Raw genomic sequence first — 21572 nt, 5'->3', positions numbered from 1 at the left:
GCTCCGCGTCCCAAAAAGCCGAACGCAGAGCGTCCGTTGAGGCATTACCACGCAGAGCGTGGGAACGATCATCGGCGGGCTGATCCAGAATTTGCGCTGCTTCGGCTGGCTTCTTCGCAAGCAGTGACCATTACGCTCAGCGTAATGATTCACCACCGCGCTTGATTGATGCCCCCCTCGCACACGCCTACCTTGGCTCCACGACAGCGAACCCCGTGGAGTGAGCATGACAACAATAATTTCCCCCGACTCGCGCTGGACGCGGCGGCGCGATGAGAAGCAGCGCCGGCTCGACAAGGTGCGCGGGCTGGCCGATGGTGCGGTGCTGCCCAGCGACAAGATCGTCGCCGCGCTCGAAGCGCTGATCCATCCCGGCGACCGTGTGGTGCTGGAGGGCAATAACCAGAAGCAGGCGGATTTTCTTTCCCGTTCCCTGGCCAAGGCTGACCCGGCCAAGCTTCACGACCTGCACATGATCATGCCCAGCGTCGGCCGCTCCGAGCACCTTGATCTGTTCGAACGCGGCATCGCCCGCAAGCTGGATTTCTCTTTCGCCGGCACCCAGAGCCTGCGCATCAGCCAGTTGCTTGAAGATGGCTTGCTGGAAGTCGGCGCGATCCACACCTACATCGAACTCTATGCGCGGCTGGTAGTGGACCTGATTCCCAACGTTGTGCTCTCGGCCGGGTTCATGGCCGACCGCGCCGGCAACATCTACACCGGCCCGAGCACCGAAGACACTCCGGCATTGATCGAACCGGCCGCGTTCAGCGACGGCATCGTCATCGTTCAGGTCAACCAATTGGTCGACGACGTCAGCGAACTGCCGCGCGTGGACATTCCCGCTTCGTGGGTCGATTTCGTCGTGGTGGCCGACAAGCCGTTCTACATCGAACCGTTGTTCACTCGCGACCCGCGCCACATCAAGCCTGTGCATGTGCTGATGGCGATGATGGCGATTCGCGGGATCTACGAAAAACACAACGTGCAGTCGCTCAACCACGGCATCGGTTTCAACACCGCCGCCATTGAGCTGATCCTGCCGACCTACGGCGAATCCCTCGGCCTCAAAGGCAAGATCTGCCGCAACTGGACCCTCAACCCGCACCCGACGCTGATCCCGGCGATCGAAAGCGGCTGGGTCGAAAGCGTGCATTGCTTCGGCACCGAACTGGGCATGGAAAACTACATCGCCGCCCGGCCGGACGTGTTCTTCACCGGCCGCGACGGCTCGCTGCGTTCCAACCGCATGGTCTGCCAACTCGCCGGGCAATACGCAGTGGATCTGTTTATCGGCGCGACGTTGCAGGTCGATGGCGACGGCCATTCCTCGACGGTGACCCGTGGTCGACTGGCCGGTTTCGGTGGCGCGCCGAACATGGGCCATGACCCGCGCGGCCGCCGTCACGGTACCCCAGCGTGGCTGGACATGCGTCACGGCGATGCGCCGCAACCGATGCTCGAACGCGGCAAGAAACTCGTGGTGCAAATGGTCGAGACGTTCCAGGAGGGCGGCAAACCGACCTTCGTCGAAACCCTCGACGCGGTCGAAGTGGCGAAGAAAAGCGGCATGCCGCTGGCGCCGATCATGATCTACGGCGACGACGTTACCCACCTGCTGACTGAAGAAGGCATCGCCTACCTGTACAAGGCGCGCTCGCTGGAAGAACGCCAGGCGATGATCGCCGCAGTAGCCGGTGTCACCGCGATCGGCCTGCGCCACAACCCGAAAGACACCGAACGCATGCGTCGCGAAGGCCTGATTGCCTTGCCCGAAGACCTCGGCATCCGCCGCACCGACGCCACCCGCGAACTGCTAGCGGCGAAAAGCGTGGCCGATCTGGTCGAGTGGTCCGGTGGCCTGTACAACCCGCCCGCCAAATTCAGGAGCTGGTAATGCACGCATTCAACCTGCAAGCGAAACCGCTGTCGCTGGCTGACCGCTTGGCCGATCTGGCGGTGGACGCGTTGATCGACGAAGCCGACCTGTCGCCGAAACCGGCCTTGGTCGACCGTCGCGGCAACGGCGCCCATACCGATCTGCACCTGGGCCTGATGCATGCTTCGGCGCTGGCGTTGTGGCCGGCGTTCAAGGAAATGGCCGAGGCAGCGCAAGACATTGGCGAAGTCGGTTTGCCGTTGCGCGAAGCGATTGGCCGCATCGGTCGCGAAGGTGAGCAGGCGATGCTCGCCACCACTAACGGTGTGAATACCCATCGCGGCGCAATCTGGGCGCTGGGTCTGCTGGTCACCGCCGCCGCGCTGCAACCGAGCTCCGTCGCTCTTTGTGCGGCACGCCTGGCGCTGCTCGACGACCGCTACGCACCGAAGCCGCTCAGCCACGGCGCTCAAGTCGCCCAGCGTTACGGCGCACGCGGTGCTCGCGAGGAAGCGCAACTCGGCTTCCCCTCGGTGCTGCAACGCGGCTTGCCGCAATTGAAGAACAGCCGCGCCAACGGCGTCGGCGAACAGAACGCCCGGCTCGACGCCTTGCTGGCGATCATGACCGAACTGGCCGACACCTGCGTGCTCTATCGGGCCAGCGAACAAGGCCTGCACGCCATGCAAAGCGGCGCGCAAGCGGTGCTCGACGCCGGCGGCAGTGCCAGCCTTACAGGCCGCCGCCGATTGCACGAACTGGATCAACAACTCATCGCATTGAATGCCTCGCCCGGTGGCGCCGCCGACTTGCTCGCCGCCACGCTGCTGCTCGATCGAATCGAGCGCGACGGCATTCTTCAGGGAGCGTTTTGATGGAAAGCCTATCGTTTGAATTTCCCGCCGGGCAGCCGCCACGCGGGCGTGCGCTGGTCGGGTGTGTCGGCTCAGGGGATCTGGAAGTGCTGATCGAACCGGGCCTGGCCGGCAAGTTGACGATCAACGTGCAGACCTCGGTCAACGGCGCGCAACAGCGCTGGCAGCATCTGTTTGCGCGGATGTTCGACGGCACCACGCCGCCGGCGATGGCCATCGACATCCACGATTTCGGCGCGACGCCGGGGGTGGTGCGCTTGCGTCTGGAACAGGGTTTCGAGGAGATCGGCCATGACTGACAGCGCCGCGTTGCTCAACAAACACAGCTTCGTCGAACTTGGCGCGCGGCAACGGGCGAAAGCCTTGCTCGACGCCGGGACGTTTCGTGAACTGCTCGATCCGTTTCAACGGGTCATGTCGCCGTGGCTGGAACGCCAGGGCGTGGTCCCGCAGGCCGACGACGGCGTCATCATCGCCAAGGGCAGCCTCGACGGTTTGCCCGTGGTGATTGCGGCGATCGAAGGCGCGTTTCAGGGCGGCAGCCTTGGTGAAGTCGGCGGGGCGAAAATTGCCGGCGCGCTGGAACTGGCCGCCGAGGACAACCGCAAGGGCATGCCGACCCGCGCGGTGCTGCTGCTGGAAACCGGTGGCGTGCGCTTGCAGGAAGCCAATCTCGGCCTCGCGGCGATTGCTGATATTCATGCGGCGATTGTCGATTTGCAGCAATACCAACCGGTGGTCGGCGTGGTCGCCGGTAGCGTCGGTTGCTTCGGCGGCATGTCGATTGCCGCAGCGCTGTGCAGTTATCTGCTGGTGACTCAGGAAGCACGTCTTGGCCTGAACGGCCCGCAAGTCATCGAGCAGGAAGCCGGGATCGAGGAATACGACTCGCGCGACCGGCCGTTCATCTGGAGCCTGACCGGCGGCGAGCAGCGCTTCAACAGTGCTCTGGTGGATCGTTACGTTGGTGATGACGTGGCGCGGATTCGTCAGCAGGTCGGCGAATTGCTCCAGCAAGGTTTGCCAGCTCAGCCACGCAGCCAACGCGCCGAGTGGTTCCTGCACCGTCTGGGCAGTCTGAACACTGACCAGCAAATCGAACCCTCGGTGGTTCGCGATCTGTATCAAGGAGAGCGCTCATGAGCGGTTATTCATTGCGCGGCTTGCACTGGTTCAACGCTCTGAGCGCGGGAGCTAAAAACGTCGAAGGCCTGCCGGCGTCCTTGAAAGTCGCTGACGGTGACCTCGGGCGTTTTATCGCCGTGGTCGCTGACCCGGACAATCGTTTCCCACGCGCTCGCAACGGCGAAGTCGGCTTGCTCGAAGGCTGGGGGCTGGCCAAGGCTGTGGATGACGCGATCAGCGCTGATCGCGATAACGCGCAAAAGCGCCCGATCATCGCCATCGTCGATGTGCCGAGCCAGGCCTATGGTCGGCGCGAAGAAGCGCTCGGTATTCATCAAGCGCTGGCCGGCGCGGCGGGCAGTTATGCCCGTGCGCGGCTGGCCGGGCATCCGGTGATTGCCTTGCTGGTCGGCAAGGCCATGTCCGGAGCGTTTCTGGCGCACGGTTATCAGGCCAACCGCCTGATCGCCCTGCGTGATCCCGGGGTGATGGTCCACGCGATGGGCAAGGCCTCGGCGGCGCGGGTGACGTTGCGCAGCGTTGAGGAACTGGAAGCGCTGGCCGCCAGCGTGCCGCCGATGGCCTACGACATCGACAGCTACGCCAGCCTCGGTCTGCTCTGGGAAACCCACTCGGTGCAGCAGATCGAACAGCCGACGGCAGAGGATCTGACGCAGGTTACTGAATGCCTCAAGCAAGCCATCGGCGATATCACCGGCACCGACCTGAGCAATCGCCTCGGTGCCAGCAATCGCGCGGCGTCGAGCAAGGTTCGCGAATTGCTGAGGGCGCAGTGGTGAACATGCCACTGGCCCACGATCTGCTCTGGGGCATGCCGCCAGCGCAGTTGCCGGCGGATGCGCCGCCGTGGGCGATCGAGTCGCTGGCCGCCGGGCAACCGGTGGTAGTGCGGCGCGCGCTGAGTGCTGAAGGTTTGATCGCGGTGGGCGTGCGCGGGTTGCTGCGTGAGCAGCGGCTGGCGGCGTTCATGCGCATCGATTCGATTGTGCGGCGGGTCAGTCCTGAAGCGTTGTGTCATGTCGACAGCGCGCGTGATCTGCCGGTCATGCAGGCGCTCAGGCAATTGCGGCCGATGCTCGATGACTGTGGTTGGGTATGGGGTGTCAGCGGCAGTGTCGGCTTTGAGCTGGCCAGCGGTTTTGCCGCGATGCACGCGGCCAGTGACCTCGATCTGATCCTGCGCGCACCGCAACCGATTACCCGTCATCAGGCACGCGAACTGGTCGCGTTTTTTGATCGCGCCGCGTGCCGGGTCGACATGCAGTTGCAAACCCCATTCGGCGCGGTGGCGTTGCGCGAATGGGCCAGTGCTTCGGCGCGGGTACTGCTGAAAAATGCGCGACAGGCGCAATTGGTGGTTGATCCGTGGCAGCCGCTGGAGCAGGCAGCGTGAGCAGTCTGCTGGTGTTCCCCGGCCAGGGCGCGCAGCAAACCGGCATGCTCCAGCGCTTGCCAGGGGAAGTGTTGACCGAGGCCAGCGACGTGCTCGGCGAAGATGTCTCGCGGCTCGATTCTGCCGAAGCGTTACGCACCACACGGGCGGTTCAGCTGTGCCTGCTGATCGCTGGTGTCGCGGCTTCACGGCAGTTGTTGCAGGACGGGCTGACGGCGGATTACGTCGCAGGGTTGTCCATCGGCGCCTATCCCGCAGCGGTGGTCGCCGGGGCTTTGAGCTTCAGTGACGCGTTGCATCTGGTCAGCCTGCGCGGTGAGCTGATGCAGCAGGCTTATCCACAGGGCTACGGCATGACCGCAATCATCGGCTTGCAGTTATCCGCAGTCGAAACGCTGATGGCGCGGGTGCACAGCGAGGATTCGCCGGTGTATCTGGCGAATATCAACGCCGATAATCAGGTAGTCATCGCTGGCAGTGACCGCGGCATGCAAGCGGTGGCCGAACTGGCGCGCAGTCGTGGCGCCGGTCTGGCAAAACGTCTGGCGGTAAGTGTGCCGTCGCACTGTCCGCTGCTGGACGAACCGGCGCAAACCCTCGCCGAAGCCTTTGCCAGGGTTGAATTGAGAACCCCGAAAATCGCTTACCTGAGCGGTAGCCGTGCGCGGCCTGTGACCAAGGTAGAAGCGCTGCGCGACGACCTCGCCTTCAATATGTGCCGCGTGGTGGACTGGCGCGGCACCGTGCAAAGCGCCTACGAGCGCGGCGTGCGTCTACAAATCGAACTGCCGCCCGGTGCGGTGCTGACCGGACTGGCGCGCCGGGTGTTCGAGCAGGGCACCGTCACGGCCTTCGACAGTGCCCGCCTCGACACCCTGCAAGCGCTGTTGCGAGAGGAGGGTGGCCGCCAACTCTAAAACCGCCGCGACTCAAGCTTCGAACAACAAAAACAACATTCGACGATGCACTTTGAGGACTACAACAATGATTATTTACGGTGTGGCGTTTCTCGCCTTTTGTACGCTGGTCGGTATCTGGATCGGTGAATTGCTCGGCAAGCTGATCGGCGTGCCGGCCAACGTCGGCGGTGTCGGCATTGCGATGCTGCTGCTGATCGGCCTCGGCAGTTATCTGTACAAAAGCGGCTGGCTCAAGGGCAAGACCGAGCAGGGCGTGGAGTTCTGGAGTGCGATCTACATTCCCATCGTGGTTGCCATGGCGGCGCAGCAGAACGTCTACGGCGCGCTGAAGGGCGGGCCGATGGCAATTCTCGCCGGCACGCTGGCCGTGGTGATCGCCTTTGCTCTGGTGCCTGTGCTGACGCGCATGGGCAACAAGCAACAGACGCCGATTGCTCCAGCCAAGACTGCGGGGTAATCGCCATGTACGAATCGATGATGAAAGTGATCACCGGCTACGGCCTGATCAGCGGCTTCTTGATTGTCGGCCTGACCATGTGGGTGTCCTACTGGATGTCCAACACCTTCACCAAGGGCCGCTTGCACGGCTCGGCGATTGCCATTCTGCTCGGCCTGGTGCTGTCGTATGTCGGCGGCGCGCTGACCGGCGGGCAGAAGGGCGTGGTGGATATTCCGTTGTTGTCCGGTATCGGCCTGCTCGGCGGCGCCATGCTGCGCGATTTTGCGATTGTCGCCACCGCGTTTGGTGTCAGTGTCGACGAGCTCAAACGCGCCGGGTTTGTCGGCGTGCTGGCGCTGTTTGTCGGCGTCGGCACCTCGTTTGTGGCGGGTGTGGGTGTGGCGATGGCGTTCGGTTACACCGATGCGGTCAGCCTGACCACGATTGGCGCTGGTGCCGTGACCTATATCGTCGGGCCGGTGACAGGCGCGGCGATTGGCGCCAGTTCCGAGGTGATGGCGCTGTCGATCGCGGCGGGGTTGATCAAGGCGATTCTGGTGATGGTGATGACACCGTTCGTGGCGCCGATGATCGGCCTGAACAACCCGCGGAGCGCGGTGATTTTCGGCGGGTTGATGGGCACTTCCAGTGGCGTCGCTGGCGGGTTGGCGGCGACTGATCCGAAGCTGGTGCCTTATGGTTGCCTGACGGCGGCGTTTTATACCGCGCTTGGCTGCTTGCTTGGGCCTTCGCTGTTGTTTCTGGCGATGCGTGGGTTGATGGGCTGACCGCCGAAAAGCTAACCCTCACCCTAGCCCTCCCGAAACGTCGGACCGCCCAAAGGGAGAGGGGACTGACCGAAGTGGATGCAGGAGTTTCATCGACCTGAAATTTCTGAGTCGAACTCAGGTTCTGAAAAGCCCCCGATCTGCTCCCTTCCCCCTCTACCCCTTGGGGGAGAGGGCTGGGGTGAGGGGGTAGCTCTTGATTTTGATCTTGATCTTCTGTCGATCAAACCCCGGCCTGGCGATTGGCATACATACGGCACTCCGCCAGCAACGCCAGCAGATTCGGATCCCTCTCCTTGGCCTTCAGAAACACCACCCCGATGTGCTGCTGCAACCGATACTTCTCCTGCAACGGAATCAGCTTCACCCGATTCTCGTACACCGCCGCAATCCGCCCCGGTAACAACGCATAACCGACCCCCGAGCTGACCATGCTCAGCAGGGTGAAAATGTCATTCACCTGCATCGCCACTTTCGGCTCGAACCCCGCCTGCTTGAACACCCGATTGCCATCCTGATGCGTGGCAAAGCCCTGGGTCAGGGTGATGAATGTTTCATCGCGCACCTCGGCCAGATCGACTTCACTGCGTTGAGCAAACTTCGAATCCGCCGGTGTGGCGAGGAATATGTCGTCGGAGAACAGCGCAATCTGCTCGCAGTCCGGGTCGTTGATGCTGTCGTCGAGTGACACCAGGATCGCGTCGACCTCCATGTTTTTCAGCTTGTAGAGCAGGTCGATGTTCGAGCCGAGGATCAGGTCGATGTTGAGTTCGCTGCGGCGGATTTTCAGGCCCATGATCAGCTGCGGCACGGTTTTCACCGTCAACGAATACAGCGAGCCAAGCTTGAAGCGCTCAGCGGAGAACCCGGCGGCTTCGCGGGTCAGGCGCACGCTGTCGACCACATCGTTGATCAGCTTCTGCGCGCGCTCTTCCAGCACGTAAGCACTTTCCAGCGGCGTCAGGTTGCGCCCCTCGTGTTTGAACAGCGGGCAGCGCAGGGCGTTTTCCAGCGAGTGAATCGCGCGGTGCACGCTGACGTTGCTGGTCTGCAGTTCGGCAGCGGCGCGGGCGAGGTTGCCGGTGCGCATGAAAGCGAGGAACACCTCGAGTTTTTTCAGGGTCAATTCTTCGTCGATCAGCATGGCGCGGACTCTTTTTGGTATCGACCGATTGTGCCCAATTCCCGCGCGCCGCGCAGGCGAGGTTGAACAGAAACATTGCGCTTTTACGCTCAAGGCCCGAGCCTTGCGCGCTTGCGTTAGTGACTACGAGGTATGCGACACATGTATCACGGGGAAAAACTCAACGCCTGGACCCATCTGGTCGGAGCGGTGGCGGCGTTTATTGGCGGCGTGTGGATGCTGGTGATCGCCAGTCTCGACGGCAGTCCGTGGAAGATCGTCAGTGTGGCGATCTACGCGTTCACCCTGCTGGTGCTCTACAGCGCCTCGACCGTGTACCACAGCGTGCGCGGGCGCAAAAAAGCGATCATGAAGAAGGTCGATCACTTTTCGATCTACCTGCTGATTGCCGGCAGCTACACGCCGTTTTGTCTGGTGACCCTGCGGGGGCCGTGGGGCTGGACACTGTTCGGGATCGTCTGGGGGCTGGCGCTGATCGGCATCCTGCAGGAAATCAAACCGCGCTCCGAGGCACGGATTCTGTCGATCGTGATTTACGCGGTGATGGGCTGGATCGTGCTGGTGGCGGTCAAGCCGCTGATCGCTGCGCTGGGCACGGCGGGGTTTGCCTGGCTGGCGTCGGGCGGGGTGTTGTATACGGTGGGAATTATCTTTTTTGCCCTCGATCACCGGCTGCGGCATGCCCATGGGATCTGGCATCTGTTCGTGATTGCCGGGAGCCTGCTGCATTTTGTCGCAATCTTGTTTTACGTCCTCTAGACCGAGGCGCGGCTAATCGCTGGCAAGCCAGCTCCCACAGGGTTTAGCGTTGTTCACACATGTTGTGGTTAACAAGGATCCTGTGGGAGCTGGCTTGCCAGCGATGAGGCCTTAGAAATCACCCCAAAGCTGCTGCGCCACCGCCAACGCCACCACCGGCGCGGTCTCGGTGCGCAGCACCCGCGGGCCGAGGCGGGCGGCGTGGAAGCCGTTGTCTTTGGCCTGCTCGACTTCAGCGTCGGACAAACCACCTTCCGGGCCGATCAGGAACGCCAGCGTCGCCGGTCGGGCATGGCTGACCAGCGGCTCGGCCACCGGATGCAGCACCAGTTTCAACTCGGCTTCCGTCTGTTTGATCCAGTCCGCCAGCAGGACCGGCGGATGAATCACCGGCACTCGCGAGCGCCCGCATTGTTCGCACGCGCTGATCGCTACCTGACGCCAGTGCAGCAGGCGTTTGTCGGCGCGTTCGTCCTTGAGGCGGACTTCGCAGCGGTCGCTGAAGATCGGGGTGATTTCATTCACGCCCAGTTCGGTGGCTTTCTGAATCGCCCAATCCATGCGCTCGCCCCGGGACAAGCCCTGGCCGAGGTGGATGTGCAGCGGCGACTCGACCTGACCCGGCAGTTGCTCGTCGATCTGCACGACGACGCGCTTCTTGCCGACCTCAACCAGCGATCCGCGAAACTCATGGCCGGAACCGTCGAACAACTGCACCGCATCGCCTTCGGCCATGCGCAACACGCGGCTGATGTAATGCGCCTGGGCTTCCGGCAGTTCGTGTTCGCCGGTGCTCAGCGGGGCGTCGATAAAGAAGCGGGACAGTCTCATGCGGGGTCTCTGTAAAATTTGTAAAAGTCTGGCGGCCCCATCGCTGGCAAGCCAGCTCCCACAGGTTCTGCGCAAAACCCTGTGGGAGCTGGCTTGCCAGCGATGACGGTAGTCCGGTACCGCTGAAGCTTAAGTGAAGTAGATCAGCCCGGATCGCGGAAACCGGGATGAAAGTCCTTCGGCACCGCCACGCTCACGCTGTCACGCGTGGCGATATCAATGCCTTCACTCGCCACCTCGGCCAGGAAATCGATCTGCTCCGGGGTGATCACGTACGGCGGCAGGAAATAAACCACGCTGCCCAGCGGCCGCAACAACGCGCCACGTTCCAGTGCATGCTGGAACACCTTCAAGCCGCGGCGTTCCTGCCAAGGGTAGGCCTCTTTGCTGGCTTTATCCTTGACCATCTCTATCGCCAGAACCATGCCGGTCTGGCGCACTTCGGAGACGTTCGGGTGATCGACCAGGTGCGCTGTCGACGAGGCCATGCGTTGGGCCAGTGCCTGGTTGTTTTCGATGACGTTGTCCTGTTCGAAAATATCCAGCGTCGCCAGCGCCGCCGCACAAGCGAGCGGGTTGCCGGTGTAGCTGTGCGAATGCAGGAAGGCGCGCAGAGTCGGGTAGTCATCGTAGAACGCGCTGTAGACGTCGTCGGTAGTCAGGCATGCCGCGAGCGGCAGGTAGCCGCCGGTCAGGGCTTTTGACAGGCAGAGGAAGTCCGGACGAATGCCGGCCTGTTCACAGGCGAACATCGTCCCGGTGCGACCGAAGCCGACAGCGATTTCGTCGTGAATCAGGTGCACGCCATAACGGTCGCATGCCTCGCGCAGCAATTTCAGATAAACCGGGTGATACATGCGCATGCCGCCAGCGCCCTGAATCAGCGGCTCGACGATCACCGCCGCGACGCTGTCATGATTCTCCGCCAGCGCCTGTTCCATGGCGGCGAACATGTTGCGTGAATGCGCTTCCCAGCCCATGCCGTCGGGGCGCAGGTAGCAATCCGGACTCGGCACCTTGATGGTGTCCATCAACAGGGCTTTGTAGGTCTCGGTGAACAGCGGCACGTCGCCGACCGCCATCGCCGCCATGGTTTCGCCGTGGTAGCTGTTGGTCAGGGTGACGAAGCGCTTCTTGTTTGGCTGACCGCGGTTGAGCCAGTAGTGAAAACTCATCTTCAGCGCGACTTCGATGCACGACGAGCCGTTGTCGGCGTAGAACACCCGGTTCAGGCCTTCCGGCGTCATCTTCACCAGACGCTCGGACAGCTCGATCACCGGCTGATGGCTGAAGCCGGCGAGAATCACATGCTCGAGCTGGTCGACCTGATCCTTGATGCGCTGGTTGATCCGCGGGTTGGCGTGGCCGAACACGTTAACCCACCACGAGCTGACCGCGTCGAGATAGCGCTTGCCTTCGAAGTCTTCGAGCCAGACGCCTTCGCCGCGCTTGATCGGGATCAGCGGCAGTTGTTCGTGGTCTTTCATCTGGGTGCAGGGATGCCACAACACTGCGAGATCGCGTTGCATCCACTGTTTATTCAGGCCCATTTACAGTCTCCTCGAGGCGGCTCGCGGCAGGCGCGGGCAAACAATCGCGCAAGCCTATGCAATGCATCGCGCGGGAACAACCCATTGTGTCGATTGAGCTACTTTGTATGAGCCGATAGACGCCGCTGGCGGCGTTTTGATGGCTAACGTATTCTTCGCGGTTCTTTGGGTCGTCTGACCCGCCAAACTGCTTTTTCCCACATGTTTTTCCGGAGTTCGCTGAATGTCTGTCGGTTGGCTGCGCGCCTGTGCGCTGGTGATGTTGGGGCTGTTCAGCGTTACAGCGCTGGCGAAGGATAAAACTGCAATCGTGATTGGCGGCGGCCTGTCGGGCCTGACCGCCGCTTATGAGCTGCAAAACAAGGGCTGGCAGGTCACCCTGCTCGAAGCCAAACCGAGCCTGGGCGGTCGCTCGGGCATGGCCACCAGCGAGTGGATCGGCAACGACAAAACCCAGCCGGTGCTGAACAAGTACGTGTCGACCTTCAAGCTCGGCACCACCCCGGCACCGGAATTCGTGCGCACGCCGAGCTATCTGATTGACGGCGACTATTTCTCCGCCGCTGATCTGGCCACCAAGCAACCGGCCACCGCCGATGCGCTCAAGCGCTACCAGAAAACCCTCGACGACCTGGCGCGCTCGATCGACGATCCGCAAAACCCGGCCGCGACCGCCACGCTGCATGCGCTGGACCAGATCACCGTGTCGAGCTGGCTCGACAAGCAGAACCTGCCGGCCACTGCGCGTCAGTTGATCAATCAGGACATCCGCACCCATTACGATGAGCCGTCGCGGCTGTCGCTGCTGTACTTTGCCCAGCAGAACCGCGTCTATCGCGGCGTTTCCGACCGTGACCTGCGCGCCTCGCGTCTGGTCGGCGGCAGCCAGGTGCTGGCGCAGGCCTTCGTCAAACAGATCAAGACCATCAAGACCAACTCGCCGGTCTCGGCCATCACCCAGGACAAGGAAGGCGTGACCGTCAAAGTCGGCAGCGTCGGCTATCAGGCTGACTACGTGGTGCTGGCCGTGCCATTGCGCGCACTGAACAAGATTGCCCTGACCCCGGCGCTGGATGCCCAGCATCTGGCAGCGATCAAAGGCACCAACTACGGCTGGCGCGACCAGATCATGCTGAAATTCAAGACGCCAGTGTGGGAAAGCAAGGCGCGCATGTCCGGCGAGATCTACAGCAACACCGGTCTGGGCATGCTCTGGATCGAGCCAGCGCTCAAAGGTGGCGCCAATGTGGTGATCAACCTGTCCGGCGACAATGCCCGCGTGATGCAGGCGTTCGGCGACAAGCAGATGGTCGATCAGGTGCTGATCCGTCTGCACGCGTTTTATCCACAGGCCCGTGGCTCGTTCACCGGTTACGAAATCCGCCGCTACAGCACCGACCCGTCGATGGGCGGCGCCTACCTGGCTTACGGCCCGGGGCAGATCAGCAAGTTCTGGCGTCTGTGGGAACGTCCGCTGCAACGCGTAGCGTTCGCTGGCGAACACACCGATACCTTGTACCCGGGCACTCTGGAAGGTGCACTGCGCACTGGCCAGCGTGCGGCCAGCCAGGTTGAAGATCTGGCGGCAGGCAAATCGTTCGAACCGGCCAAAGCGGTTCCGGCTGCCGCAGCAGCAGGCGCGGCGGGTGCCGTGGCGGCGAAGAAGGGCAACTTCTTCAGCAACCTGTTCGGTGGTTCGGATGACGAGAAGAAGCCAGAACCGGTGAAGGCTCCAGAACCGGCACCTGCTCCAGTTGCTCCAGCGCCAGCGCCGACCCCGGCCCCTGTGCCCGCTCCGGCGGAAGCGCCGAAACCAGCGGCCCCGGTGAAAGCCGAGCCTGCGAAGAAAGCCGCGGCCAAGCCAGCGGCGAAGAAGCCTGCGGCGAAAACTGAAACGAAAAAAACTGCGACCAAAGCGTCAGCGAAAAAGGCTGAGCCGGCGAAAAAGCCAGCGGCCAAACCCGCAGCCACACCTGCGGCAACCACCGAGACCAAAGCGCAGTAAGGCTTGACTGAATAAAAAAACGCGGCATTTATGCCGCGTTTTTTATCTGAAATGGTTCTCAAGCTTTATATAGCTGCTGGTTATAACTAGGTAAGCACCGACGGATTTGTGTCGTATAAATCACCTAATTATATTTTTTGGAAAATTAACGCTTATCTTTTTGTTGCGATACTGGTGCCGAAGAAGAATTGCTATGTTGCGGGGATGCCTTGAGCGCCTCCTGCTTCCATAATGGCCACTGCTCAACAGTGCGACGAGACTCCGCTAAATGGTTGAGGAAATCTTCTTTAGATGGTGTCATTTGGGCTTCCCTCTAGGTACTTTGACAAAAGGTTTGCAGCTATTGTTTCGCGTTCAATGTACGAGCAAGGCAGCATTTGGGTGCGTAATTTAGCATCGTGCTCACTCCAGTCAAGAGCTTGTCCGTCATCAGATTTCCTTATGACAGGATAGCCACTACCTAGGTTGGTGGAGAATAAATTAAAAAAACTCCTAGGGCCTACTCCGATGAATGGTGCAAATACCACATTGTCACTATGCTGATTTAGTGATATGGAGTCAGAGTGGAAATCCAGAGCTTTACTCTTAGGGTACGGCTCCACATATATGACTCTCTTTATTCCGGAAGCTACTATGTGTTTCGCGCAATTGTGGCATGGAAATGTTGTGCAGTATAAGTCACTGCCTGATGTGCTGATGCCGAGCCTAGCACTCGAAAGTAACGCTTCCATCTCGGCATGAACAACTCTGCCGTATTCCGTAATGTCTTTAATTTTGCTTTTTTTGATTAGTGGTCTGAGTTCTTCTCGATACTCTGAAGGAATTACGTCCAATATGCTGTCAATTATCAGTCTTTTTTGAGTTGCGTTAGAGTCCTCGCCTTTCATGTAGTCCCGGCCATCTTTTGTATCGACGATTTCTTGGGTTTTTTCATCTATTTCGGGCCAATATAATCCGCCGTGTGCTTTGGGTACGTCGTTTGCGCCAGTGGAAACTATGCACTTGTCTTTCGTCAGCACGGCCCCAACTTGACGCGATAAATCGGCTGATCTCAAAGATGCTGAGAATGCCATGAACATGGCGTATTCATCAAATGTCGGCGTTATGTAGGGCTTGCCAAAAAGCAGATCAAAAACCCTCCAAATTTGTTTTTTTAGTGAGTCTGAATTTCCGTTGTAATCAATAAAAAAGTCTGAAAGGTGATAAGTGTCTCGGGTGTGCTGGCCAAAGTCGTCTCGCTCGTCCGCGTCTCTGTCTATTAGTTTTGATGCCTGCTCTTCAGAGATGGATTTGTCTTTTGTTAGATAGTTATGTCTTCTAGTATGGTCGGCATGTACGCCAATTAAGAAAAAGCCATGTGAATAAATTTTTCGAAGTCTCTGTACTTCTGCTGGGTTTTTCAATGAGTTGATAATAAAGGATTTTCTGCGAAAGGCTTCTTGTTCTTTTCGAAGTAGATTGATTCTGGCGGCGGCCCCTAATGCCAGTATTGAGTTGTCTTTGCTGTTTTTTCGTAAATTATTTCCCTCCTCCATGTAGGAGCTGATTCTTCCATATTCATCCGTGCTGGAGGCTGGATTTCCCAGATTTGCAATTATATCAGTAGATATTTTTATACGTTCAGCGCTGTAGTTGAATTTAAGGAGGCGCTCTTCGATCAATCCTGCTACCTCGGCTAGGTTGGTGCCAATAGTGCCGACCAGACCGATCACCAGTTCAGAATCAGAATAGGAGTCATCGAGAAAGTAAGTGTCTGGCGCCTGAGAATCTGTTGAAAGCTCGGCTACAGCGGCTTCTGTTTCAGCGACGGTATTTTCGATGGCAGACGTATCTTCGTGTGCATTAATATTTAATAAGCCTTCTACTAATGTTTTTAGCTGTTCTGATGAGTTTAGGTCTCCTTGAAAATTAATATTCCCCGTAGATGGGTACCAGTTCATTATTCCTCTGCTATTAGCTCTGAACTGATGTTGATTTTGGTTGACGACTCTCCATACTCCCGCATTTTGCAGGGAAGATAGTTTTATTTTTAACTCGTCGAGTTCGCCGTCAAATCGCATCCCTTTTCCCCGTATTGATCTTTAACTGGCATCCGGACGCCTTCCTGCAAAACGTCGGCTTTGCTGGCTGAGAGAGTAGTAGAGGACTGGTAAGTGGTCTAGTCGCGGTGAGAACCCCCCGATGTTTCCTGCCCTCTTCGCTCGAAATACGGTGATTCCAAAGACTCATTCTATGCAAAACAGAGATCATTCCTATTTTTTTGAGGATGTTTCGTACGCTTGATTGAGGGGACGGAAGCTTTGCGTGTGAGATTTTTTTCTTTCTGAGGTGGGATTTTGCGTTGAGTTAATCTTTCCTTAACACGATAGCCAGAAGCTCTTGATCGTATTTCTCGATATTTCAAAGCGAAATTTTCCGCTTTAATTCGATAGATAACTCGCTAGTCTTGGTTCGCAGTTCTCACAGGATTTGGGCAATGCAGCTACGTAACTCTTCTTCGCGCTATGGTTGGGTCAGCATCGTCATGCACTGGGGCGTGGCGCTGGTGGTCTTCGGGCTGTTTGCGCTGGGTCTGTGGATGGTCGGGCTGGATTACTACAGCACCTGGCGCAAAGACGCGCCGGACCTGCACAAGAGTATCGGTCTGGTGCTGCTGGGTGTGATGGTGTTGCGGGTGCTGTGGCGCTTTATCAGTCCACCGCCGTCGACGCTGCAAAGCTACAGCCACATGACCCGCCTCGGCGCAAAATTCGGCCACGGGTTTCTGTATCTGGCGCTGTTCGCTGTGATGATTGCCGGTTACCTGATTTCCACCGCAGACGGTGTCGGGATCCCGGTGTTTGGCCTGTTTGAAGTTCCTGCACTGCTCTCCGGACTACCGGATCAGGCAGATACCGCTGGGGTGATTCATCTCTGGCTGGCGTGGGCGCTGGTAATTTTTTCCGGCCTTCATGCGTTGGCAGCATTGAAGCACCACTTTATCGATCGTGATGCGACCCTTACCCGAATGCTCGGTCGCAAAGCCTGAAATTCAACCTCGACTCAAAGGAAAAGAAAGCATGTTGAAAAAGACTCTGGCCGCTCTGGCAATCGGTTCTGCCGTGCTGTCCGCCAACGTAATGGCCGCTGACTACGTCGTCGACAAAGAAGGCCAGCACGCCTTCGTTGATTTCAAGATCAGCCACCTGGGCTACAGCTTCATCACCGGTACTTTCAAGGACATCGACGGCAAGTTCAGCTTCGACGCTGCCAAGCCTGAAGACAGCAAGATCGAATTCAACGTCAACACCGCCAGCGTGTTCACCAACCACGCCGAACGCGACAAGCACATCGCCAGCGCTGATTTCCTCAACGCCAGCAAATTCGGCAAGGCCACCTTCGTTTCCACCAGCGTCAAATCCACCGGTGCCAACACTGCTGACGTGACCGGCGACCTGACCCTGCTGGGCGTGACCAAGCCTGTCGTCGTGAAAGCGACCTTCCTGGGCGAAGGCAAGGATCCATGGGGCGGCTACCGTGCCGGCTTCGAAGGCACCACCACCATCAAGCGTTCCGATTTCGGCAAGCAGAAAGACCTCGGGCCGAAGTCCGATGCGGTCGAGCTGTATGTTTCGTTTGAAGGTGTGAAAGCGAAGTAATTTTCGCCGCCATACAAAAACGCCCCCGGTCGTAAGGCCGGGGGCGTTTTTTATTGCCTGTCACAAACACTTCACTTCACCGCAGAGCCCCTGTGGGCGCTACCCTGCTGGCGATAGCGGTGGGTCAGCCACCACAAGTTTTGAATGTGCTGTCCTCATTGCCAGCAGGCTGGCTCCCACAGGGGATGTGCATATAAGCGTCAGGACAAAAAAATGCCCCGGCTCTTTCGAACCGGGGCATTTTTCATTGCGGCTTGAACTCAGCGATTGCGGGTCAGCAGTGCTGGTTTTTCGCCACGCGGGCGGCTTGGCAGTTGATCGAGCTGCTCAGGGGTCGGAAAGCGGTCGGCTTTCGATTCCTTGTGCATGATCTTCGGCCCGGTGCTGCGCGGGTTCTGCACGGCTGGCTCGCTACGTGGCTGATCGTCACGGGCTGGACGGCGGTTGCGCGAGGACGACGAAGACTCGTCACGACGGCCCTGACCGTCACGCGGTGCGCCGTTGCGCGGGCCGCTGCGTTTGGCCGGTGGGGTGCCGGTGCTCGAACCGTTGCTGTTGCGCGGGCCGTTCTGGCGACCTTGCGACTGACCGCCGCGCGGTGCGCCGGCGCCTGCGCCTTGGGCCGGTGCGCCTGGGCGACGACCACGGCCGCCGGCCGGTGCGGCTTTCGGCACGTAATCAACGCGGTTGCCGAAGTTATCGATTTCGTCGTCGAGGAACTCGTCCGGAGCACGATCCGCCGCTGCACGCGGTGGCTGGCTCGGACGCTGTTCGCGGCTCGGCGTGCCTTCGCGCGGCTTCTGCTGGCGGGCAGGGCGCTCGCCACGTTCGCCGGCCGGTTTTTCCTTGCCCTTGTCTTTGCCTTTGTCCTTACGGCCGCCGCCGCCGCCACCGCCATTCGGGCCGTCGCCGCGCGGGCCGCGAGGGTTACGCGGGTTGCGCATGTCCGGACGCTCGCGGGCTTCCGGCTTCTCGGCTTCAATGGTGCTCGAGTCGAAGCCCATCAGGTCGCCGTCGGCGATCTTCTGCTTGGTCATGCGCTCGATGCTTTTCAGCAGTTTTTCTTCGTCCGGCGCGACCAGCGAGATCGCCTCGCCCGAACGACCGGCACGGCCGGTACGGCCGATCCGGTGCACGTAGTCTTCATCGACGTTCGGCAGCTCGAAGTTGACCACGTGAGGCAGCTGGTCGATGTCCAGGCCCCGGGCAGCGATGTCGGTGGCAACCAGAATGCGCACTTCGCCGGCCTTGAAGTCGGCCAGGGCTTTGGTGCGCGCATTCTGGCTCTTGTTACCGTGGATCGCTACAGCCGGCAGGCCGTGCTTGTCCAGGTACTCGGCCAGACGGTTGGCGCCGTGCTTGGTGCGGGTGAACACCAGCACCTGTTCCCACGCGCCGGCGGTGATCAGGTGCGCCAGCAAGGCACGCTTGTGGCTGGCCGGCAGACGGAACACGCGTTGCTCGATGCGCTCGACCGTGGTGTTCGGCGGCGTCACTTCGATGCGTTCCGGGTTGTGCAGCAGTTTGCCGGCGAGGTCGGTGATGTCCTTGGAGAAGGTCGCCGAGAACAGCAGGTTCTGACGCTTGGCCGGCAGGCGCGCGAGGACTTTCTTCACGTCATGCACAAAACCCATGTCGAGCATGCGGTCGGCTTCGTCGAGGACGAGGATTTCAACGTGGGACAGATCCACGCTGCCCTGGCCGCAGAGGTCGAGCAGACGACCCGGGCAGGCGACAAGCACGTCGACACCGCGGGACATGGCCTGAACCTGCGGGTTCATGCCGACGCCGCCGAAGATGCAGGCGCTGACGAATTTCAGGTCACGGGCGTAGATCTTGAAGCTCTCGTGAACCTGGGCCGCGAGTTCGCGGGTCGGGGTCAGGACCAGTACGCGCGGTTGGCGCGGGCCGTGGCGCTGGGATTTGTCCGGGTGACCGTTGGGAAACAACCGCTCCAGGATCGGAAGGGCGAAACCGCCGGTTTTACCGGTACCTGTCTGTGCCGCAACCATCAGGTCGCGACCTTGCAACACGGCGGGAATGGCCCGCTGTTGCACCGGAGTAGGCTCGGTATAGCCCGCATCTTCGATGGCGCGGACTAAAGCCTCGGAGAGACCGAGGGAAGCAAAGGACATGAGTAATCCTGTTTTAGTTAGGGCTTGGCCCAATGGGAGTCTTGCCTGGCGCGAATGGCGTTTAAGAGGACGCAATCCCGTCCGGTCCTGCTGCGGTTCCGAAGGCACGTCGGGAGCGCTCGCGCGGGCTGCAAAGCTGCGCTGTAGCGGGTCGGGAGGCCTGTTACGGTTCCGGGCGTCCGGGCGTGAGCCTGGCGGGAACGCCGGAGTATAACAGAGCAATCACCGCGCGCCGCTTTCCTGCTGCTCAACGGTTTTGCCGCTGACCGTCGCCGAGTTCAACAAAACACTGCCAACGGGCGCGGCACCATAGCGCGCGCTCAGCTCGGCGTAGGCTGGTTCGCGCTTGAAACGCTTGAGCTCGGCACCGAATCGCTGTACCAGCAGATCCATGCCGGCATTGCGCCGAACGGCCAAAAACTGGCTCTGGCGACTAATAACCGTGGGGTTTTCGGTGATCAGGCTGCGTATATTCAATTCATCGAGCAAATGCTGGCCGACGCGGCGATCAGTAATCAGCAGGTCGATGCGCCCACGCACCAGTTTGCCAAAGTTGGCTTCATGGGTCGGTGCCGGTTCCCGGGTAAACAGCTGCGACTGGCTGAAATCTTCGCTGTATAAATAGCCGGGCGAGGTGCCGATGGTCAGGCCTTTGAGTTCTTCGAGACGATTGAACGGGTGCGGCCGGTCATTGGCGTAGAACATCACGAACTCGACGTCCGATAATGGCTCGCTCGGATAGAGCAGGGTGCTGTCACGCTCGGCGCTGTGAAAAATATCCAGCGCGCCGTCAGCCTGACCGGTTTCCAGCATCGACAGGCAGCGTTTCCACGGCAGGAACTGCCATTCGACTTCGATGCCCAGACGCTGGAACACGATGGCCGTGGTTTCATAGTCGAGGCCGAGGTTCTTGCCGCCGTCTTCATACACGTACGGCGCCCACGGCTCGGTGACAATACGCAACTTCTCGCCCCGAGCGGCGAAGCTCAGGCAAGCAAATACCAGCACGGCGAACAACTGTGTGATCAAAGGCATGGCTGGAGATTACGACGAGAATCGCGAAAGAGCCAGAAAGCGGCCGCACAAGCTCTGTTTCGCGGCTTCAAACGCAAAAAATCGCAGCACGACAACCCAAAAAAGGCGTTGCCAAACACTGCGATCTCTTGTTCTTGCTTGTAGCTTTCAGCTCGAAGCTTGCAGCTGCTTCAGCGCGGTAACTTCAGGTTGTTCCAGATCGCCAGGCTAGGCTCGGCCTGGTTCATGGAATAGAAGTGCAGCCCCGGCGCGCCGCCCTGTAACAGGCGCTCGCACATCTCGCTGACGACTTGCTCGCCAAAGCGCTGAATGCTTTGCGTGTCATCGCCGTAGGCTTCCAGTTGCTTGCGGATCCAGCGCGGAATTTCCGCACCGCAGGCATCGGAGAAGCGCGCGAGTTTGCTGTAGTTGGTGATCGGCATGATCCCCGGCACGATCGGCAGATCCACACCCTGTGCCTGCAAACGCTCGACGAAGTAGAAGTAGCTGTCGGCGTTGAAGAAGTACTGGGTGATCGCGCTGTCGGCACCGGCACGGGCCTTGCGCACAAAGTTGGCGAGATCGTCTTCGTAGTTGCGCGCCTGCGGATGCATCTCCGGGTAGGCGGCGACTTCGATGTGGAAGTGGTCGCCGGTCTCTTCACGAATGAATTGGACCAGTTCATTGGCGTGACGCAGCTCACCGCTGGTCATGCCCATGCCGGACGGCAAATCGCCGCGCAGGGCGACGATGCGCTTGATGCCGGCAGCCTTGTACTCGTTCAGCAAGCCGCGCAGGTCGTCCTTGCTGTCGCCGACGCACGACAGGTGCGGTGCGGCCGGTACTTTGACTTCGCTTTCCAGCTGCAGCACGGTGTTGAGCGTGCGGTCACGGGTCGAACCACCCGCGCCGTAGGTGCAGGAAAAGAAGTCGGGATTGTAAGTGGCCAGCTGACGGGCAGTGGCGAGCAGTTTTTCATGCCCAGCATCGGTCTTGGTCGGGAAGAACTCGAAGCTGTAGCGACGTTCTTGGGACATCGGAGGGGACCTCCAGCTG

General features: G+C 60.0%; 20 protein-coding genes. 13 read left to right on the top strand and 7 right to left on the bottom strand.

The features are described 5' to 3' along the window. The first annotated feature begins 226 nt into the window (after positions 1-226). The 9 genes from mdcA to madM all read left to right on the top strand — a co-directional run bounded on the left by mdcA (position 227) and on the right by madM (position 7440). Positions 227-1897: a malonate decarboxylase subunit alpha gene (gene mdcA / locus ACYYKW_RS02435; RefSeq protein WP_394598382.1), complete on the top strand. Its 1671-nt coding sequence runs from the start codon at positions 227-229 to the stop codon at positions 1895-1897. Beyond that, entirely contained in the window at positions 1897-2754 is an 858-nt protein-coding gene (locus ACYYKW_RS02430) for a triphosphoribosyl-dephospho-CoA synthase (RefSeq protein WP_464989325.1), read from the top strand. Before mdcA ends, ACYYKW_RS02430 begins: the two co-directional genes overlap by 1 nt. Continuing rightward, positions 2754-3053: a malonate decarboxylase subunit delta gene (locus tag ACYYKW_RS02425; protein WP_056786420.1), complete on the top strand. Its 300-nt coding sequence runs from the start codon at positions 2754-2756 to the stop codon at positions 3051-3053. The genes ACYYKW_RS02430 and ACYYKW_RS02425 overlap by 1 nt, the downstream gene beginning before the upstream one ends. Continuing rightward, positions 3046-3897 carry a biotin-independent malonate decarboxylase subunit beta gene (locus ACYYKW_RS02420; RefSeq protein WP_464989324.1) on the top strand — a complete coding sequence of 284 codons (852 nt, stop codon included), beginning with the start codon at positions 3046-3048 and terminating at the stop codon, positions 3895-3897. Before ACYYKW_RS02425 ends, ACYYKW_RS02420 begins: the two co-directional genes overlap by 8 nt. After that, on the top strand, positions 3894-4679 hold the full coding sequence (gene mdcE / locus ACYYKW_RS02415) for a biotin-independent malonate decarboxylase subunit gamma (RefSeq protein WP_464989323.1): 786 nt from the start codon (positions 3894-3896) through the stop codon (positions 4677-4679). The genes ACYYKW_RS02420 and mdcE overlap by 4 nt, the downstream gene beginning before the upstream one ends. Continuing rightward, positions 4673-5293: a malonate decarboxylase holo-ACP synthase gene (locus tag ACYYKW_RS02410; RefSeq protein WP_464989322.1), complete on the top strand. Its 621-nt coding sequence runs from the start codon at positions 4673-4675 to the stop codon at positions 5291-5293. The genes mdcE and ACYYKW_RS02410 overlap by 7 nt, the downstream gene beginning before the upstream one ends. Further along, complete coding sequence (mdcH, locus tag ACYYKW_RS02405) at positions 5290-6210, top strand: malonate decarboxylase subunit epsilon (protein ID WP_464989321.1); 921 nt, start codon at positions 5290-5292, stop codon at positions 6208-6210. Before ACYYKW_RS02410 ends, mdcH begins: the two co-directional genes overlap by 4 nt. Positions 6211-6277: 67 nt before the next feature. Further along, positions 6278-6670, top strand: a complete 393-nt coding sequence (gene madL, locus ACYYKW_RS02400) for a malonate transporter subunit MadL (RefSeq protein ID WP_093097491.1) — start codon at positions 6278-6280, stop codon at positions 6668-6670. A gap of 5 nt (positions 6671-6675) precedes the next feature. After that, on the top strand, positions 6676-7440 hold the full coding sequence (gene madM / locus ACYYKW_RS02395) for a malonate transporter subunit MadM (RefSeq protein ID WP_038861195.1): 765 nt from the start codon (positions 6676-6678) through the stop codon (positions 7438-7440). 223 nt (positions 7441-7663) lie between these two features. Here the strand turns inward: madM and ACYYKW_RS02390 are convergent, their stop codons facing one another. Further along, positions 7664-8584, bottom strand: a complete 921-nt coding sequence (locus ACYYKW_RS02390; protein WP_093097494.1) for a LysR family transcriptional regulator — start codon at positions 8582-8584, stop codon at positions 7664-7666. 141 nt (positions 8585-8725) lie between these two features. Between ACYYKW_RS02390 and trhA the strand changes: the two genes are divergently transcribed. After that, a complete protein-coding gene (gene trhA / locus ACYYKW_RS02385) occupies positions 8726-9343 on the top strand; it encodes a PAQR family membrane homeostasis protein TrhA (protein ID WP_007964065.1) in 618 nt (205 codons plus the stop codon). 111 nt (positions 9344-9454) lie between these two features. Here trhA and ACYYKW_RS02380 read toward each other — a convergent pair whose 3' ends face one another. Both ACYYKW_RS02380 and ACYYKW_RS02375 read right to left on the bottom strand, forming a co-directional pair. Further along, positions 9455-10174, bottom strand: coding sequence for a 16S rRNA (uracil(1498)-N(3))-methyltransferase (locus tag ACYYKW_RS02380; RefSeq protein WP_464989320.1), 720 nt, complete (start codon positions 10172-10174; stop codon positions 9455-9457). Positions 10175-10317: 143 nt separating this feature from the next. Further along, positions 10318-11724 (bottom strand): adenosylmethionine--8-amino-7-oxononanoate transaminase, encoded by a 1407-nt coding sequence (locus ACYYKW_RS02375; protein ID WP_464989319.1) that lies wholly within the window; start codon positions 11722-11724, stop codon positions 10318-10320. Positions 11725-11947: 223 nt separating this feature from the next. Here ACYYKW_RS02375 and ACYYKW_RS02370 point away from each other — a divergent pair, with 223 nt between their 5' ends. Then, on the top strand, positions 11948-13729 hold the full coding sequence (locus ACYYKW_RS02370; RefSeq protein WP_464989318.1) for a flavin monoamine oxidase family protein: 1782 nt from the start codon (positions 11948-11950) through the stop codon (positions 13727-13729). A 287-nt stretch (positions 13730-14016) separates the two neighbouring features. Here ACYYKW_RS02370 and ACYYKW_RS02365 read toward each other — a convergent pair whose 3' ends face one another. After that, entirely contained in the window at positions 14017-15789 is a 1773-nt protein-coding gene (locus ACYYKW_RS02365; RefSeq protein ID WP_464989317.1) for an anti-phage dCTP deaminase, read from the bottom strand. Positions 15790-16205: 416 nt separating this feature from the next. Here ACYYKW_RS02365 and ACYYKW_RS02360 point away from each other — a divergent pair, with 416 nt between their 5' ends. Next, the gene (locus tag ACYYKW_RS02360) at positions 16206-16757 is read left to right on the top strand and encodes a cytochrome b (protein ID WP_464989316.1); all 552 of its coding nucleotides are present in this window, start codon (positions 16206-16208) and stop codon (positions 16755-16757) included. A 31-nt stretch (positions 16758-16788) separates the two neighbouring features. Next, on the top strand, positions 16789-17367 hold the full coding sequence (locus ACYYKW_RS02355) for a YceI family protein (protein WP_042606592.1): 579 nt from the start codon (positions 16789-16791) through the stop codon (positions 17365-17367). 260 nt (positions 17368-17627) lie between these two features. Here the strand turns inward: ACYYKW_RS02355 and ACYYKW_RS02350 are convergent, their stop codons facing one another. The 3 genes from ACYYKW_RS02350 to metF form a co-directional block, all read right to left on the bottom strand. Beyond that, entirely contained in the window at positions 17628-19502 is a 1875-nt protein-coding gene (locus tag ACYYKW_RS02350; protein WP_464989315.1) for a DEAD/DEAH box helicase, read from the bottom strand. A 222-nt stretch (positions 19503-19724) separates the two neighbouring features. Beyond that, positions 19725-20537: a substrate-binding periplasmic protein gene (locus ACYYKW_RS02345; protein ID WP_093097513.1), complete on the bottom strand. Its 813-nt coding sequence runs from the start codon at positions 20535-20537 to the stop codon at positions 19725-19727. A 170-nt stretch (positions 20538-20707) separates the two neighbouring features. Next, positions 20708-21553 (bottom strand): methylenetetrahydrofolate reductase [NAD(P)H], encoded by an 846-nt coding sequence (metF, locus tag ACYYKW_RS02340; RefSeq protein WP_464989314.1) that lies wholly within the window; start codon positions 21551-21553, stop codon positions 20708-20710. Positions 21554-21572 lie beyond the last annotated feature (19 nt).

The organism is Pseudomonas sp. 15C (assembly GCF_055484735.1).
This window is presented reverse-complemented; position numbering and strand designations above follow the sequence as displayed.